The 15,710-nt window shown below is 68.2% G+C and carries 10 protein-coding genes; 8 read left to right on the forward strand and 2 right to left on the reverse strand.

What is annotated here, in order from left to right:
• The first annotated feature begins 29 nt into the window (after nt 1-29).
• The 5 genes from H162_RS0101860 to H162_RS0101880 all read left to right on the forward strand — a co-directional run bounded on the left by H162_RS0101860 (nt 30) and on the right by H162_RS0101880 (nt 8,219).
• On the forward strand, nt 30-2,396 hold the full coding sequence (locus H162_RS0101860; RefSeq protein ID WP_040786138.1) for a M1 family metallopeptidase: 2,367 nt from the start codon (nt 30-32) through the stop codon (nt 2,394-2,396).
• A gap of 105 nt (nt 2,397-2,501) precedes the next feature.
• Complete coding sequence (locus H162_RS0101865) at nt 2,502-4,883, forward strand: M1 family metallopeptidase (protein WP_020651742.1); 2,382 nt, start codon at nt 2,502-2,504, stop codon at nt 4,881-4,883.
• The gene (locus tag H162_RS0101870) at nt 4,880-5,383 is read left to right on the forward strand and encodes a DUF6702 family protein (protein WP_020651743.1); all 504 of its coding nucleotides are present in this window, start codon (nt 4,880-4,882) and stop codon (nt 5,381-5,383) included. Before H162_RS0101865 ends, H162_RS0101870 begins: the two co-directional genes overlap by 4 nt.
• A complete protein-coding gene (locus H162_RS0101875) occupies nt 5,380-7,440 on the forward strand; it encodes a TonB-dependent receptor (protein WP_020651744.1) in 2,061 nt (686 codons plus the stop codon). Before H162_RS0101870 ends, H162_RS0101875 begins: the two co-directional genes overlap by 4 nt.
• A 41-nt stretch (nt 7,441-7,481) precedes the next feature.
• Nucleotides 7,482-8,219, forward strand: a complete 738-nt coding sequence (locus H162_RS0101880) for a 2OG-Fe dioxygenase family protein (RefSeq protein ID WP_020651745.1) — start codon at nt 7,482-7,484, stop codon at nt 8,217-8,219.
• A gap of 228 nt (nt 8,220-8,447) precedes the next feature.
• On the opposite strand, the gene H162_RS0101885 is transcribed toward H162_RS0101880, so the two are convergent.
• Nucleotides 8,448-9,506 (reverse strand): aldo/keto reductase, encoded by a 1,059-nt coding sequence (locus tag H162_RS0101885; RefSeq protein WP_020651746.1) that lies wholly within the window; start codon nt 9,504-9,506, stop codon nt 8,448-8,450.
• Between the two features lie 99 nt (nt 9,507-9,605).
• Between H162_RS0101885 and H162_RS0101890 the strand changes: the two genes are divergently transcribed.
• The gene (locus H162_RS0101890; RefSeq protein WP_020651747.1) at nt 9,606-10,175 is read left to right on the forward strand and encodes a TetR/AcrR family transcriptional regulator; all 570 of its coding nucleotides are present in this window, start codon (nt 9,606-9,608) and stop codon (nt 10,173-10,175) included.
• Between the two features lies 1 nt (nt 10,176).
• On the opposite strand, the gene H162_RS0101895 is transcribed toward H162_RS0101890, so the two are convergent.
• Entirely contained in the window at nt 10,177-11,262 is a 1,086-nt protein-coding gene (locus tag H162_RS0101895; protein WP_020651748.1) for a DUF1800 family protein, read from the reverse strand.
• Between the two features lie 125 nt (nt 11,263-11,387).
• Here H162_RS0101895 and H162_RS0101900 point away from each other — a divergent pair, with 125 nt between their 5' ends.
• A complete protein-coding gene (locus H162_RS0101900) occupies nt 11,388-12,536 on the forward strand; it encodes an efflux RND transporter periplasmic adaptor subunit (protein WP_020651749.1) in 1,149 nt (382 codons plus the stop codon).
• A gap of 12 nt (nt 12,537-12,548) precedes the next feature.
• Nucleotides 12,549-15,665, forward strand: a complete 3,117-nt coding sequence (locus tag H162_RS0101905) for an efflux RND transporter permease subunit (RefSeq protein ID WP_020651750.1) — start codon at nt 12,549-12,551, stop codon at nt 15,663-15,665.
• Nucleotides 15,666-15,710 lie beyond the last annotated feature (45 nt).

Raw genomic sequence — 15,710 nt, forward strand, 5'->3', positions numbered from 1 at the left:
CCTATTCCAAATATAATTCCAGGGGAAGTATGATTCGTTTGCCCATCGGGCTGGCGGCGCTATGTCTTGCCGCCTCGGCGTTCGCTGCCGCACCTTTCGACGACAAGTTCCGCCAGCTCGACGAGCTGCTGCCGACGCCGGGCGCGATCCGCACCGCGTCGGGAGCGCCGGGCCAGGCCTACTGGCAGCAGCGCGCCGACTACACGATCCGGGCGACGCTCGACGAAGCGAAGCGTGCGATCAGCGGCGCGGGCACGATCACCTACCACAACAATTCCCCCGATACGCTGAAATACCTCTGGCTGCAGCTCGACCAGAACATCTACAAGCCGGATTCGGACGCGCGCCTGAGCGCCGCCGTCGCCTCGCGCGAGGCCTGGACCAGGCCGGGCACGCCCGAGGAAGGCCTGAAGTACGACGGCCTGCGCTCGATGCTCGAAGCCGGCACCTTCCCGGGCGGCTTCCACATCAAGGGCGTCAGGGACAGCGGCGGCCGCCCGCTGCCGTACACGATCAACAAGACCATGATGCGCGTCGACCTGCCGCAGCCGCTGCGGCCGGGCGCGCGCGTGTCGTTCAGCGTCGAGTGGAGCTACAGCATCAACGAGCAGAAGGTGCTCGGCGGCCGCTCGGGCTACGAGAAGTTCGAGGACAAGAACGACCTGTTCGAGATCGCCCAGTGGTTCCCGCGCATGGCGGCCTACTACGACGTCTATGGCTGGCAGCACAAGCAGTTCCTGGGCGCCGGCGAGTTCACCCTGGAATTCGGCGACTACGACGTGCGCATCACCGTGCCGAGCGACCACATCGTGGCCTCGACCGGCGAGCTGCAGAATCCGGGCGAAGTCCTGACCCCGGTCCAGCGCGAGCGCCTGCAGCGGGCGCGCAGCGCGAAGAAGCCGGTCCTCATCGTCACCCAGGCCGAGGCCGAAGCCGCCGAGAAGGGCCGCGCCACCACCACCAGGACCTGGCACTTCAAGGCCGACAACGTGCGCGACTTCGCGTTCGCGAGCAGCCGCAAGTTCATCTGGGACGCCCAGGGCGTCAAGAGCGGCAATACCGACGTCATGGCGATGTCCTACTACCCGAAGGAAGGCAATCCGCTGTGGGAGCGCTATTCGACCCACTCGATCATCCACACCATCGAGCAGTACAACAAGTACTCCTTCGACTACCCGTATCCGACCGCGATCTCGGTCAACGGTCCGGTGGGCGGCATGGAATACCCGATGATCTCGTTCAACGGCCCGCGGCCCGTGAAGGACAAGAAGACCGGCGAACTGAGCTACTCGAAGCGCACCAAGTATGGCCTGATCGGGGTGATCATCCATGAAGTCGGCCACAACTACTTCCCGATGATCGTCAACTCCGACGAACGCCAGTGGACCTGGATGGACGAGGGCCTGAACAGCTTCGTCCAGTACCTGGCCCAGCAGGCATGGGAAGAGGACTGGCCGGATGCCCGCGGCGATACGCGCACCATCCTGGACTACATGCGCAGCCGTAACCAGGTGCCGATCATGACCAATTCGGAGTCCCTGCTCCAGTTCGGCAACAATGCCTACTCCAAGCCGGCCACCGCCCTGAACATCCTGCGCGAGACCATCCTCGGCCGCGAGCTGTTCGACTTCGCCTTCCGCGAGTATGCGCAGCGCTGGAAGTTCAAGCGCCCCACGCCGGCCGACTTCTTCCGCAGCATGGAAGACGCGTCGGGCACGGACCTCGACTGGTTCTGGCGCGGCTGGTTCTACACCACCGATGCGGTCGACATCAGCGTCGACAACATCAGCGAATACACCGTCAGCAGCAAGGACCCGGAAGTCGAGAAGGCCCTGCAGCGCATGCGCAAGGCGGCCGAGCCGGTGTCGGTCACCGACCAGCGCAACAAGGGCATGCCGCGCCGCGTCGACGCCCATCCGGAGCTGAAGGATTTTTATAACGAACACGACGACTTCACGGTCACCAACAAGGACCGCAACAAGTACGCCGAGACGGTCAACGAGCTGGAAGACTGGGAAAAGGAGCTGCTCAAGACCGGCAAGCACCTGTATCTGGTCGACTTCAGCAACAAGGGCGGGCTGGTCATGCCGCTGATCGTGGAGATCGAACTCAAGAGCGGCAAGAAGTACATCGAGCGCATCCCGGCCGAGGTATGGCGCTTCTCGCCCCAGAAGATCACCAAGCTGTTCATGACCGACGAGCCGATCGTCGGCCTGGTGCAGGACCCGTACTGGGAGACCGCCGACATCGACGTCGGCAACAATGGCTGGCCGCGCAAGGCAGCGCCATCGCGCCTGGAGCTGTTCAAGACCGAGCGTGACCAGAACAACCTGATGCGCGACTTTAATACCAAGCTCAAGACCAAGGACGAGGGAGAAGCATCGAAGTCCGAGTGATCGTCCGATCGGGCGACCATTGAACGTGGGCGACATCCGTGCCCACTCTCACCGGCAGCGCGCACGACGCCCTGCCGGTTCTTTATTTTGCAGTCCTACCACAGCATGACACTCAAGCACCTGCACGCACGCCTTGCCGCACTGACCTTCTTCCTGAGCGCCGCCGCCCACGCCGCCCCGGCCTTCGACGACAAGTTCCGCCAGCTCGACGAGCTGCTGCCGACGCCGGGCGCGACCCGCACCGCGTCCGGCGCGCCCGGCCACGCCTACTGGCAGCAGCGCGCCGATTACCGCCTGCGCGTCACGCTCGACGAAGCGCAGCGCGCGCTCAAGGGTTCCGGCACCGTCACCTACCACAACAATTCGCCCGACACCCTGTCCTACCTGTGGGTGCAGCTGGACCAGAACATGTTCCGCGGCGACTCGGACAACCGCAATATCGCCACCCTGCCCTCGCGCGACGCCTGGCAGGCGCGCGGCAACGACGGCGTCAAGTTCGACGCCCTGCGCTTCAACCTCGCATCGCGCACTTTCGCGGGCGGCATCGACATCCACGGCGTGACCGGCAGCGACGGCCGTCCGCTGCGCCACACGATCAACAAGACCATGATGCGGATCGACCTGCCGCAGCCGCTGAAGCCGGGCGCGCGCTTTTCGTTCAACGTCGCGTGGAGCTTCAATGTGCCCGAGATGAACGTGCTGGGCCGCCGCATGGGCTTCGAGAAGTTCGACGACAACAACGACATCTATGAGATCGCCCAGTGGTTCCCGCGCATGGCGGCCTACTACGACGCGGCCGGCTGGCAGAACAAGCAGTACCTCGGCGACGGCGAGTTCACCCTGGAATTCGGCGACTACGAGGTCGAGATCACGGCGCCCGCCGACCATATCGTGGCCTCGACCGGCGAGCTGCAGAACCCGGGCGAGGTCCTCACCGCGGCGCAGCGCGAGCGCCTGAAGCAGGCGCGCACGTCGAACACGCCGGTCATGATCGTGACCCAGCGCGAGGCCGAAGCGAACGAAAAGGGCCGCGCCACCACCACCAGGACCTGGCGCTTCAGGGCGCACAATGTGCGCGATTTCGCCTTCGCCAGCAGCCGCAAGTTCATCTGGGACGCCCAGGGCATCAGGAGCGGCAGCCGGGACGTGATGGCGATGTCCTACTACCCGGCCGAAGCCAATCCGCTGTGGGAACGCTACTCGACGCCCGCCGTGGTCCACACCATCGAGCAGTACAACAAGTATTCCTTCGACTACCCGTATCCGGTCGCGATCTCGGTCAACGGCCCGGTGGGCGGCATGGAATATCCGATGATCTCGTTCAACGGCCGCCGTCCGGTCAAGGACAAGAAGACCGGCGAGATCACCTATCCGAAGGCGAGCAAGTATGGCCTGATCAGCGTGATCATCCACGAGGTCGGCCACAACTACTTCCCGATGATCGTCAACTCCGACGAACGCCAGTGGACCTGGATGGACGAGGGCCTGAACAGCTTCCTGCAATTCCTCGCCGAGCAGGCCTGGGAAGAGAACTTCCCCGGGCGCCGTGGCGAAGCGCGCGCGATCGCCGACTACATGCGCAGCACCAACCAGGCGCCGATCATGACGAATGCCGAGTCGACTCCGCAGCGCGGCAACAACGCGTATGCGAAACCGGCGACGGCCCTGAACATCCTGCGCGAGACCATCCTCGGGCGCGAACTGTTCGACTTCGCCTTCCGCGAGTACGCCGAGCGCTGGAAGTTCAAGCGCCCCACCCCGGCCGACTTCTTCCGCACCATGGAAGACGCGTCGGGCACGGACCTCGACTGGTTCTGGCGCGGCTGGTTCTACACCACCGATGCGGTCGACATCAGCGTCGACGACATCAGCGAATACACCGTCAGCAGCAAGGATCCGGACGTCGAGAAGGCGCTGCAGCGCATGCGCAAGGCGGCCGAGCCGGTGTCGCTCACCGACCAGCGCAACAAGGGCATGCCGCGCCGCGTCGACGCCCATCCGGAGCTGAAGGATTTTTATAACGAACACGACGACTTCACGGTCACCAACAAGGACCGCAACAAGTACGCCGAGACGGTCAACGAGCTGGAAGACTGGGAACAGGAGCTGCTCAAGACCGGCAAGCACCTGTATCTGGTCGACTTCAGCAACAGGGGCGGGCTGGTCATGCCGCTGATCGTGGAGATCGAACTCAAGAGCGGCAAGAAGTACATCGAGCGCATCCCGGCCGAAGTGTGGCGCTTCTCGCCCCAGAAGATCACCAAGCTGTTCATGACCGACGAGCCGATCGTCGGCCTGGTCCAGGACCCGTACTGGGAAACCGCCGACATCGACGTCGGCAACAACGCCTGGCCGCGCAAGACGATCCCGTCGCGCCTGGAGCTGTTCAAGACCGAGCGTGACCAGAACAACCTGATGCGCGACTTCCGCACGCCGCTGAAGCGGTCCGGCGATCCGGCGGCCAGCCAGGCGAAGGACGGGCAATGAGGGCGCGTCTCCTGAAGACCCTGGGCGCCGCCCTGCTGCTGTGCGTGAGCGCGCAGGTGGCGGCGCACCGCTTCCACACGGGCCTCACCGACATCTCGTACAACGAACGCACCAAGAGCACCGAGATCATCCACACCTACATGGCGCACGACATCGAGGCGCTGCTGGCGAACCTGTACCAGCGCCAGTTCGACCTGAGCGATCCGGAAGACCAGGACGTGCTGCGCAGGTACGTCGAGCAGCAGTTCTGGCTGAAGGCGCAGGACGGCAGGCGCCTGCCGGTGCGCTGGGTCGGCATGACGATCGACGCCCAGAGCGTGGTGATCTACCAGGAAGCCGAAGGCATGCCGGTCTCCAGCGCCGCCGCCATCCGCCAGGGCGTGCTGGTCGACTTCCTGCCCGACCAGGTCAACACCGTCAACCTCAACGAAGGCGGCGCCGTCCGCTCACTGACTTTCATGCGCCAGGCCCTCGAACAGCCGGCGCGCCAGGCGCCATGATCCAGGCTCGTCCCCTTCCCTGCGCGCTGGCCGCGCTGTTCGTTTCCAGCCTCGCCCACGCCGACGACTTCGTGCTCCAGCGCGTGCTGGTCGAAGGCGCGCGCGCCAGCCAGCTGGGCATCGCCGACTCCGCCGGCGCCGGCAGCGCGGGCGCGAAAGACCTGGAAAACCGCATCGCCTACCGCCCGGGCGAGCTGCTCGAAGTCACGCCCGGCCTGATCGCCAGCCAGCACAGCGGCGAAGGCAAGGCCAACCAGTTCTACCTGCGCGGCTTCAACCTCGACCACGGCACCGACCTCGCCACCTGGGTCGACGGCATGCCGGTCAACCAGCGCAGCCACGCGCACGGCCAGGGCTGGACCGACCTGAATTTCCTGATCCCCGAGCTGGTCGGCCGCCTCGACTACCGCAAGGGCCCCTACTCCGCGCGCGAAGGCGACTTCTCGTCGGCCGGCGTGGCCTCGCTCGCCTATGCCAACCGGCTGGTGCGTTCCCTGGCATCGGCGACGCTGGGCCAGGACGGCCATGCGCGCACGGTGCTGGCCGGCTCGCCCGCCCTGGCCGGGGGCAGCCTGCTGTACGCGCTGGAGCTGATGAAGAACGACGGCCCGTGGACCCGGCCGGACGGCTACCGCAAGCTCAACGCCGTGCTGCGCTACAGCCGCGGCTACGCCAACAACGGCTGGAGCGTGACCGCGATGGGCTACAGCGGCCACTGGAACGCGACCGACCAGATCCCGCTGCGCGCGGTGCAGCAGGGGCAGATCGGCCGCTACGACGCCCTCGACGGGAGCGATGGCGGCGAGGCGCGCCGCTTCAGCCTGTCCGGCGTGTGGCGCCGCACCGATGCCGGCTCGGCCTCGAAGCTGAGCGCCTACGCGATCCGCAACCGCCTCGACCTGTATTCGAACTTCAGCTACTTCCTGAACGATCCGGTGAATGGCGACCAGTTCAGCCAGCCCGACCGGCGCGTGAGCACGGGCCTGGACGGCAGCCACACCTGGCACGTGCACCGCAGCGAACAGTTTTCGTCCGACCTGACGGTCGGCGCCTCGTTCCAGAACGACAACATCTTCAACGGCCTGTACGACACGCGCGCGCGGCGCCGCCTGGCGACCACCCGCGAAGACCACATCCTCGAGACCAGCGGCGCCGTGTACGTCGAAAGCGCGACGCGCTGGAGCGAGGCGCTGCGCACGGTGGCCGGGGTGCGCGCCAGCCGCTACGCTTTCCGTGTCGACAGCGACCGCCCGGAAAATTCGGGCCGGGCCCACGACAGCCTGGTGACGCCCTCGCTGAACATCGTCTACGGTCCGTGGACCTCGACCGAGCTGTATGCCAACTACGGCCACGGCTTCCACAGCAACGATGCGCGCGGCACGGTGGCCTCGGTCGATCCGAAGACCCTCGACCCGGTCGATCGCACGCCGGGCCTGGTGCGCTCGCGCGGCTATGAGCTGGGCATCCGCACCGAGGCGATCCCGAAGATGCAGACCTCGCTGTCGCTGTACCGCCTGGACTTCGATTCCGAACTGGCCTATATCGGCGACGCCGGCAATACCGAGGCGGGCGATCCGAGCCGGCGCTATGGGCTGGAGTTTTCGAACTACTACCGCCCGCTCAAGTGGCTGTCGATCGACTTCGACGCCGCCTATGCGCGCGCCCGTTCGCGTGGCGGGAATCCGGCCGGAGACCGGGACGCCGGCCGCAGGATCCCCGGCGCGGTCGAAGGCGTGGCCCAGCTCGGCCTGACGATGGACCGCTCCGGCCCGTGGTCGGGCGCGCTGCGCCTGCGCTGGTTCGGCCCGCGCCCGCTCGTCGAGGACGACAGTGTCCGGAGCAAGGCCAGCGTCACCCTCAACGGGCGGATCGGCTACCGGATTTCAAAGGACATGCGGATCGAGCTCGAAGGCTTCAACCTGACCAACCGGCGCGACTCGGCGATCGACTACTACTACGCCTCGCGCCTGGCGGGCGAAGCGGACGCTGTGGAGGATGTCCACTTCCATCCGATCGAGCCGCGTTCGGCGCGCATCACCTTCACCAGGAATTGGTAAGGCTCAGACCGGCTGCGTGGAAAAGTGCTACGCTAGCCGGCATGACTACCCCGCAACCTCCCTATACCGAACCGTCGCAGCTGGCGGATTCCCTGCGCAGCACCGGTTATGCCCTGCTGCGTCCCCTCGACGTGGCCCGGCTGGCGGGCTGCACCCTCGACGAGCTGCACACGCTCGCGCCGGGCTGGGACCATCTCGAGCTGGACAACTACCTGAAGGACGGCGGCCGCTACCGGCGCCGCCGCCACTCCTGCTTCATCGACGACGGCCAGTCGCTGGTCCAGACGCCGCACCGCGCGCACTGGCAGCCGGTCGAGTACAACGCCCTGCACGGCGGCATGCACCGCCTGTTCGCGCCGGTCGAGCCAAGCACGGTCGCCAATCCGGCCTGGAGCCGCCTGCTGCGCGCCCTCGGCGAGGCCTGTTCCGGCGTGCGCGGCCACCAGCGCTGGCATGTGGAGGCCCACCAGTTCCGCATCGATACCGCGGACGGCATCGGCCGCCCGACCCCGGAAGGCGCGCACCGCGACGGCGTCGACTTCGTCGCCGTCATCCTCATCGGCCGGCACAACATCAAGGGCGGCGAGACCCGGGTGTTCGAGGCGGACGGCCCGGCGGGCCAGCGCTTCACGATGCTGGAGCCCTGGACCATGCTGCTGCTGGACGACGCGGCGGTGATCCACGAATCCACGCCGATCCAGCCGACGGGCGAGCACGGCCACCGCGACACCCTGGTGCTGACCTGGCGCGCGAATGCCTTCCAGGGCGAAGACGCCTGATAAGTTGATTGTTGGGGATCTGGAAAAAAAGACGCCCACGAACCTGACGGCTGGTGGGCGGGAATCCAATTTTCGGAGAAAACTGGAGGAGACAGTTCCAATATATCCCAACTTATTGTGCGCTGCAATACCGTAAAAATACTGTCCGAACGTAGGCTTTATCTTACGTATATACACACGGGAACTTGATTTTGCGGCAGTGCATCATACGCACTGCCGCTGCCATTCTCAGGCCACCGGGACCTTGGGTGCGGCCACCCGTTCCGGCGCGCCGCCGGTGATCTGGCCCACCGTTTCCAGGGTCGTCTGCTGCGCGGCGTTCGGCGCGAAGGCGCTGACGGTGTTCAATCGTTCCATCTGTTCAGACGACAGGGCCAGCTCCAGCGCCCCCAGCGTACCTTCGAGCTGGGCCACCGTGCGCGGCCCCAGGATCGGCACCAGCGCGGTCGCCGAGGCGGCGTCGCGGTGCAGCAGCCAGGCGATCGCCACCTGGGTCGGCGTGGCGCCGGTTTCGCCGGCGATCGCGATCACGGTATCGACCACCGCCGTGTCGCGCTCGGACTTCTCGCTGCGCAGCAGGACGCCGCCCAGGCCCTGCAGGCGGCCGGCCTCGTTGTTCCGGTACTTCCCGGTCAAGACCCCGCCGCCGAGCGGCGACCACAGCGCGCCTCCCAGGCCGAGCGCCTCGATCATCGGGATCGCCTCGCGGTCGGCCGAGCGTTCGGCCAGGCTGTACTCGGTCTGGATGCCGGCCAGCGGCGCCCAGCCCCGCAGTTCCGCGATCGCATCGGCGCGCGCCACGCGCCATGCCGGGAAGTTCGACAGGCCGCCGTACACGATCTTGCCTGCACGGACCAGGTCATCGAAGCCGCGCATGATTTCCTCCACCGGGGTTTCGCCGTCCGGGAAATGGGCCCACAGCAGGTCGATGCGGTCCGTGTCCAGGCGCTTCAGGCTCGCCTCGACCGACTGCACCATGGCGCGACGGCTATTCCCGGTCGTGCCGGGGGTGCCCTGCCCGCTGACGCCGAGCGTGTACTTGGTCGCCAGCACGAAATGGTCGCGCTGGGCCGCGATGAACTCCCCCACCATCTGCTCCGACTGGCCGCCCTGGTAGTTGTCGGCGGTATCGATGAAATTGCCGCCCGCCTCCGCATACCGGTCGAACATCGCCCTGGCTTCCGCCCGTTCCGCGCCATAGCCCCAGCCGGTACCGAAATTGCCGGTGCCCAGCGCCAGTTGAGAAACACGCAAGCCGGTGCGGCGGCCGAACGCTTTGAATTTCATGATCAATCCTCGCAGGTTGGTTTTAGATGACGATCGTCATCTATGCGTTATATATTACGGGTATAATCTATAAAGTCAAGGAGATTTTTGAGGTGAACCATGAAAGTCAGCAGGGAACAAGCGGCGCAGAACCGCGCCCGCGTGGTCGAGACAGCGGCCCGCTTATTTCGCGAGAAAGGGTTTGACGGCATAGGCGTGGCCGACCTGATGCAGGCGGCCAGCCTGACGCATGGCGGCTTCTACAAGCATTTCGAGTCCAAGGAAGCGCTGCTGGCCGAAGCCTGCGCCGGCATCATGGACGAGTGGACCGGCAACTGGCGCGCCGCCGTCGAAGAGGATCCCGGGAAGGCATTGGCGAAGCTGTCCGGCGACTACCTGTCGGGCGAGCACCGCGACCGGCCGGGCCAGGGCTGCGCGGTGGCGGCCCTCGGGGCCGATGCGGCCCGGCTCGGCCCTGCCGTGCGCGAGGCGCTCGGCGAGGGCGCGCTGGCGCAGATCGCGGTGCTGGCCGAGGCGGTCGGGGATGGCACACCTGAGGACAGGCGCCGGCGCGCCATCACTGCCTATGCCGCCATGATCGGCGGCATCGTGCTGGCGCGCGCGATCCACGACCCGGCCGCCTCCGAAGAGATCCTGGCCGCCGTGGCCCAGGCGGTGCGCGCGGCCTGAGTCAGTAGCGCAGGAAGTCCTCGCTGGCGATCAGGAGGCGCACGGCCTCGGCCGGAGTGCGTTCCCGCGCGGCCGCCTGCGTCGCGCTGCCGACCGTCCCTTCCAGCGCCTCGAGCAGGCGCGCCGGATCGGGCGCCGGGCTGCGGGTCGCCGCCGCCATCGCGCGGGCCGCCGGCGTGCTGGCGCTCGACGGCCAGGCCGACGGCGGCGCCAGTACGCCGGGCCGTTCCTGGCCCGCCGGCAGCGCCCGTGCCGGCAGCGCGGACGACGCATGTTCGTGCGCGCCCGGCGGCAGCGCCGCCACCCCGAGGCTGCCGGCGGCGAGCGCCTCGATGAAACGATCCGGTGCGCGTGCATCGTCCAGCAGGGGCAGCAGCGGCGCGGCATTGGCCACGTCGGTGCCGGTCGCGCGCAGCGCCGAGACGATGAAGCGGAAGCGGTCCTTCCGTTGGCTGCCGATGGCGTCCGGCGCCAGGAATTCGCGGCTGGCGAACAGCACGTGCAATACGGGACGCAGCGCGCCGCCGCCACGGCGCCAGGCGGCGCCCATCCGGGCGTCGAGCGCCTCCGATACCGGCCGGCCCACGAAGTACCGCGCCAGCGCGCGCCGCAGGTGCAGGCCGTCCACGCCCGCCGCCGGCGCGGCGCGCCCGCCCAGCGGGGCCAGCGCGGCGGCGAGATCGCGGTAGCGCCGGAACACGCTGGGGCGCAGCGCCTCCGCGGCGGCCGGGGACAGCCCGAACCAGTCCAGCCAGAAGCGCGTCATCACCTCTTCCAGCTGGCGTGGGCTGCCGAGCGCCCGCAGCAGCATCGCCTGCATGGGCGTATCCTGTTCCTGCTCCATCCGCGCCAGGGTAGCGAGGCGCGTGCGCAAGGCCTCGGGCAGCGCCAGCCGTTCGGGATGCAGCTGGCTGTCGATCCAGGCCGGGGCGCCCAGCCTGCGCAGCCGTTCGACCTCGCCGGGCGCGGGGCCGTAGCCCAGCCGGTTCAGCAGGTGCGCGGCCTCGCGATGGGAGAGCATGGCGGGCGCTCCCACGGCGGGCACGCCCGCCAGCAGCGCCAGCACCAGGATCAGCAATATGCGCATGCTCCCTCCCCTCCGGTCGACGCGACGATTGTACGCCTCGCCTGCAGGGCCCGATTGCGCGCGGTGAGCGGGTCGCCTTTTGCTACACTTGCTCGTTACCCAAGAGTGAAGAAAACATGCGAATCATGCGAACGATTAGGATTCCAGGAGCCGCGCTGCTGGCCGGCGCGGTAGCCTCCCTGTGCGCCCTGGCCGCGCTGTCCATGGCCGGCCGCGCCACCGCGAAGGACGAGAAAGCGCCGCCGCCCAAGCCGGCGCTGACCGTCACCACCGCGCGTCCCGCCAGCGCCAGCCTGCCGCTCGGCTTCAGCGCCAACGGCAGCATCGCCGCGTGGCAGGAGGCGATCATCGGCAGCGAGTCCGGCGGCTTGCGGCTCAACGAGGTCAGGGTCAACGTGGGCGACGTGGTGAAAAAGGGCCAGGTGCTGGCCGTATTCTCGGACGAGACCGTGCGCGCCGACGTCGAGCAGGCGAAAGCCGCCCTGCAGGAAGCGCAGGCCAACGCCGCCGAGGCCAGGGCCAATGCGGCGCGCGCGCGGGCGCTGCAAAGCTCGGGCGCGATGAGCGAACAGCAGATCACGCAGTTCGTCACGGCCGATCGCACCGCCGCGGCGCGCGTCAACTCGGCCAGGGCGGTCCTCACCCAGCAGCAGCTGCGCCTGAAATATACGCAGGTGGTGGCGCCCGACAGCGGCATCATCTCGGCGCGCAGCGCCACCGTGGGCGCCGTGATCGGCGTGGGCACGGAACTGTTCCGCATGATCCGCCAGGGACGCCTCGAATGGCGCGCCGAAGTGACGGCGCCCGACCTGGGCCGCGTCAGGCCGGGCATGTCCGCCACCGTGCGCGCCGCCAGCGGCGGCGCGGTCACGGGCAAGGTGCGCGCCGTCGCGCCCTCGGTCGATCCGCAGACGCGCATCGCGCTGGTCTACGTCGACCTGCCGCCGGCGCTGTCGCCCGACGCGCCGCTGAAGGCCGGCATGTTCGCCAGCGGCCGTTTCGAGCTGGGCGCGACGAATGCGCTGACCGTACCGCAGCAGGCGATCGCGGTGCGCGACGGCTTCTCCTATGTGTTCCGCCTGAATCCGGACAGCCGCGTGAGCCAGATGAAGGTGAGCACCGGCCGCCGCCTGGGCGAGCGGGTCGAGGTGACCGGCGGCCTGGCCCCGGACGCCCAGATCGTGGTCAGCGGCGCCGGTTTCCTGAACGACGGCGACCTGGTGCGCAACGTCCCGGCGCCGGCGCAGGCCGCGCGCCCGGGCCCGGCGCGCTGAGCGGAGCAGACCATGAACTTTTCCGCCCTCTCGATCCGCAACCCGATCCCGGCGATCATGCTGTTCACCCTGCTGACCGTGGCCGGCCTGATGGCCTTCAAGGCCAGCAAGGTGCAGGACTTCCCGGACATCGAGCTGCCGATCGTCACCGTCAGCGCGGTCCTGGACGGCGCCGCGCCGGCCCAGCTGGAAACCGAGGTCGCGCGCAAGATCGAGGACTCGATCGCCACCCTGCAAGGGGTGAAGAACATCTATACCCGCGTGCTCGACGGCGTGGCCACCGTCACCGTCGAGTTCATCCTCGAAAAGGACTTGTCGGACGCGGTGAACGACGTGCGCGACGCCGTGTCGCGGGTGCGCGCCGACCTGCCGGCCGAGATGCGCGACCCGAGCGTCACCAAGACCGCCACCGCGGGCCGGGTGGTGACGACCTTTGTCGCCGCGCCGGCGCCGGGCGCGGGCAGCATGATGGACGAGCAGGAGCTGAGCTGGTTCGTCGACAACGACGTCGCCAAGCGCCTGCTGAGCGTGCCCGGCGTGGGCGCCGTCAAGCGGGTCGGCGGCGTGTTCCGCGAGATCCGGGTGGAGCTGGATGACGCCCGCATGGCCGCGCTGCGGGTGTCCGCCCTGGACGTCTCGCGCCAGTTGCGCAACGTGCAGCGCGAAGCGCCCGGCGGGCGCGGCGACGTCAGCGGCGCCGAGCAGTCGGTGCGCACCATCGCCACCGTCCAGAGCGCCTCGGCCCTGGCGGCGATGGACATCCCCCTGCCCGACGGCCGCCATGTGCGCCTGGACGAAATCGCGAAGGTATCCGACACGGTGGCCGAGCCGCGCGCGATCGCCGAGCAGGACGGGCGCAAGGCGGTCGGCTTCGAGGTCTTCCGCACCCGCGGCGCGGGCGAGGTCGACGTCGCCGAAGGCGCGCGCGCGGCCATGGTCCAGCTCCAGAAGGAACGTCCGAACGTGGTGCTGCGCGAAGTGATCGACAACTCGTTCGCGGTCGAGGAAAACTTCGACGCCTCGATGGAGATGCTGTACGAAGGCGCGGTGCTGGCGGTGCTGGTGGTGTGGTGGTTCCTGCGCGACTGGCGCGCCACCCTGATCGCCGCCTCGGCGCTGCCGCTGTCGGTGATCCCGGCCTTCCTCGGCCAGTACCTGTTCGGCTATACGCTCAACATGGTCACCCTGCTGTCGCTGGCGCTGGTGATCGGGGTGCTGGTCGACGATGCGATCGTCGAGATCGAGAACATCTCGCGCCACCTGAACATGGGCAAGACGCCGATGCAGGCGGCGCTGGAAGCGGCCGACGAGATCGGCATGGCGGTGATCGCGACCACCTTCTCGCTGGTGGCGGTGTTCCTGCCGACCGCCTTCATGGGCGGCATTCCCGGCAAGTTCTTCAAGCAGTTCGGCTGGACAGCGGTGCTGGCGATCCTGGCCTCGCTGCTGGTCGCGCGCCTGCTGACCCCGATGATGGCCGCCTACCTGCTCAAGCCGGCCAAGCCGCACGAGGAAAAGGACGGTCCGCTGATGCGCCGCTACATGCGCGCGATGCGCTGGTGCCTGCGCCACCGCCTGGCCACGGCGATCGGCTCGGCCGTCTTCTTCTTCGGCTCGATCGCCCTGGTGCCGCTGCTGCCGACCGGCTTCGTGCCGCCGGCGGACCGCTCGCAGACCCAGATCAACGTCGAGCTGCCGCCGGGTTCGACCCTGGCCCAGACCCACGCCGTGGCCGAGCAGACGCGCCTGGCGGCGATGCAGGTGCCGGGCGTGAAGAGCATCTTCAGCTCGATCGGCGGCGGCTCCAGCGGCGACGCCTTCGCGCCGGGCGCGGCGGCCGAGGCGCGGCGCGCCGTGCTGACCGTGACCACGGCGCACCGGGATGAGCGCGACGAGTCGCTATCCAGCATCGAACGCGGCATCCGCGAGCGCGTGGCGCAGATCCCGGGCGCGCGCTTCAACGTGGGCGCGGCCGACACCGGCACCAAGATGCAGCTGGTGCTGCGCAGCGAGGACCCGGAAGCGCTGAACGTCGCGGCGCGCCAGGCCGAGCGCGAACTGCGCAGCCTGAAAGGCATCGGCAACGTCAGCTCGAGCGCCTCGCTGGTGCGTCCCGAGATCATCGTGCGTCCCGATTTCGCGCGCGCCGCCGACCTGGGCGTGACCGCCGCGGCGATCGGCGAGACGGTGCGCGTGGCCACCGCCGGCGACTACGACCAGGCGCTGGCGAAGATGAACCTGGCCGAGCGCCAGGTGCCGATCCGGGTCAAGCTGCCGGACGCGGTGCGCGCCGACCTCGATGCGCTGGGGCGCCTGACCGTGCCCGGCGCCGCCGGCCCGGTGCTGCTGTCGAACGTGGCCACGATCACGATGGAGAGCGGACCGGCCCAGATCGACCGCCTGAACCGCAGCCGCAACGTCACGCTCGAGGTCGAGCTGTCCGGCCGCTCGCTGGGCGAGGTGAACGCCGAGGCGCGCGCCCTGCCCGTGTTCCAGGGCCTGCCGGCTTCGGTGCAGATCGCCGAACTGGGCGACGCCCAGGAGATGCAGGCGCTGTTCGCCAGCTTCGGCGTGGCGATGCTGATCGGGGTGCTGTGCATCTACGGGGTGCTGGTGCTGCTGTTCACCGACTTCATGCAGCCGGTGACCATCCTGGCGGCGCTGCCGCTGTCGATCGGCGGCGCCTTCATCGCGCTGCTCATCACCAGCAATGCGCTGTCGATGCCGACCATGATCGGCCTGATCATGCTGATGGGGATCGTGACCAAGAACTCGATCCTGCTGGTCGACTACGCGATCTTGGCGCGCAAGGCCGGCATGAACCGCTTCGACGCGCTGGTCGACGCCTGCCACAAGCGCAGCCGGCCGATCGTGATGACGACCATCGCGATGGGCGCGGGCATGCTGCCGCTGGCGCTCGGGCTGTCGGGCGACCCCAGCTTCCGCGCGCCGATGGCGATCGCGGTCATGGGCGGGCTGATCACCTCGACCTTGCTGAGCTTACTGGTGGTGCCGGCCGTGTTTACCTATGTCGACGACCTCGAGCACTGGTTCAAGCGCATGGGGCGCAGCTTGCGGCGGCAACCGGCCAAGGCGAGCGCCAAGGAGGGAGAGCATACGCCGGGGTGATGCGGCGTTAGTTCAGCCGGTTGGCGGAACAAGCAATGACCAGGA

Source organism: Massilia niastensis DSM 21313 (genome assembly GCF_000382345.1).
Classification (GTDB): domain Bacteria; phylum Pseudomonadota; class Gammaproteobacteria; order Burkholderiales; family Burkholderiaceae_D; genus Telluria; species Telluria niastensis.

Bases quoted from the DNA above. Each gene is read 5' to 3' on its own strand.
- H162_RS0101895 (WP_020651748.1), bottom strand. From the start codon at position 11,262: ATGCGCATATTGCTGATCCTGGTGCTGGCGCTGCTGGCGGGCGTGCCC.
- H162_RS0101860 (WP_040786138.1), top strand. From the start codon at position 30: ATGATTCGTTTGCCCATCGGGCTGGCGGCGCTATGTCTTGCCGCCTCG.
- H162_RS0101865 (WP_020651742.1), top strand. From the start codon at position 2,502: ATGACACTCAAGCACCTGCACGCACGCCTTGCCGCACTGACCTTCTTC.
- H162_RS0101875 (WP_020651744.1), top strand. From the start codon at position 5,380: ATGATCCAGGCTCGTCCCCTTCCCTGCGCGCTGGCCGCGCTGTTCGTT.
- H162_RS0101890 (WP_020651747.1), top strand. From the start codon at position 9,606: ATGAAAGTCAGCAGGGAACAAGCGGCGCAGAACCGCGCCCGCGTGGTC.
- H162_RS0101900 (WP_020651749.1), top strand. From the start codon at position 11,388: ATGCGAACGATTAGGATTCCAGGAGCCGCGCTGCTGGCCGGCGCGGTA.
- H162_RS0101880 (WP_020651745.1), top strand. From the start codon at position 7,482: ATGACTACCCCGCAACCTCCCTATACCGAACCGTCGCAGCTGGCGGAT.
- H162_RS0101905 (WP_020651750.1), top strand. From the start codon at position 12,549: ATGAACTTTTCCGCCCTCTCGATCCGCAACCCGATCCCGGCGATCATG.
- H162_RS0101870 (WP_020651743.1), top strand. From the start codon at position 4,880: ATGAGGGCGCGTCTCCTGAAGACCCTGGGCGCCGCCCTGCTGCTGTGC.
- H162_RS0101885 (WP_020651746.1), bottom strand. From the start codon at position 9,506: ATGAAATTCAAAGCGTTCGGCCGCCGCACCGGCTTGCGTGTTTCTCAA.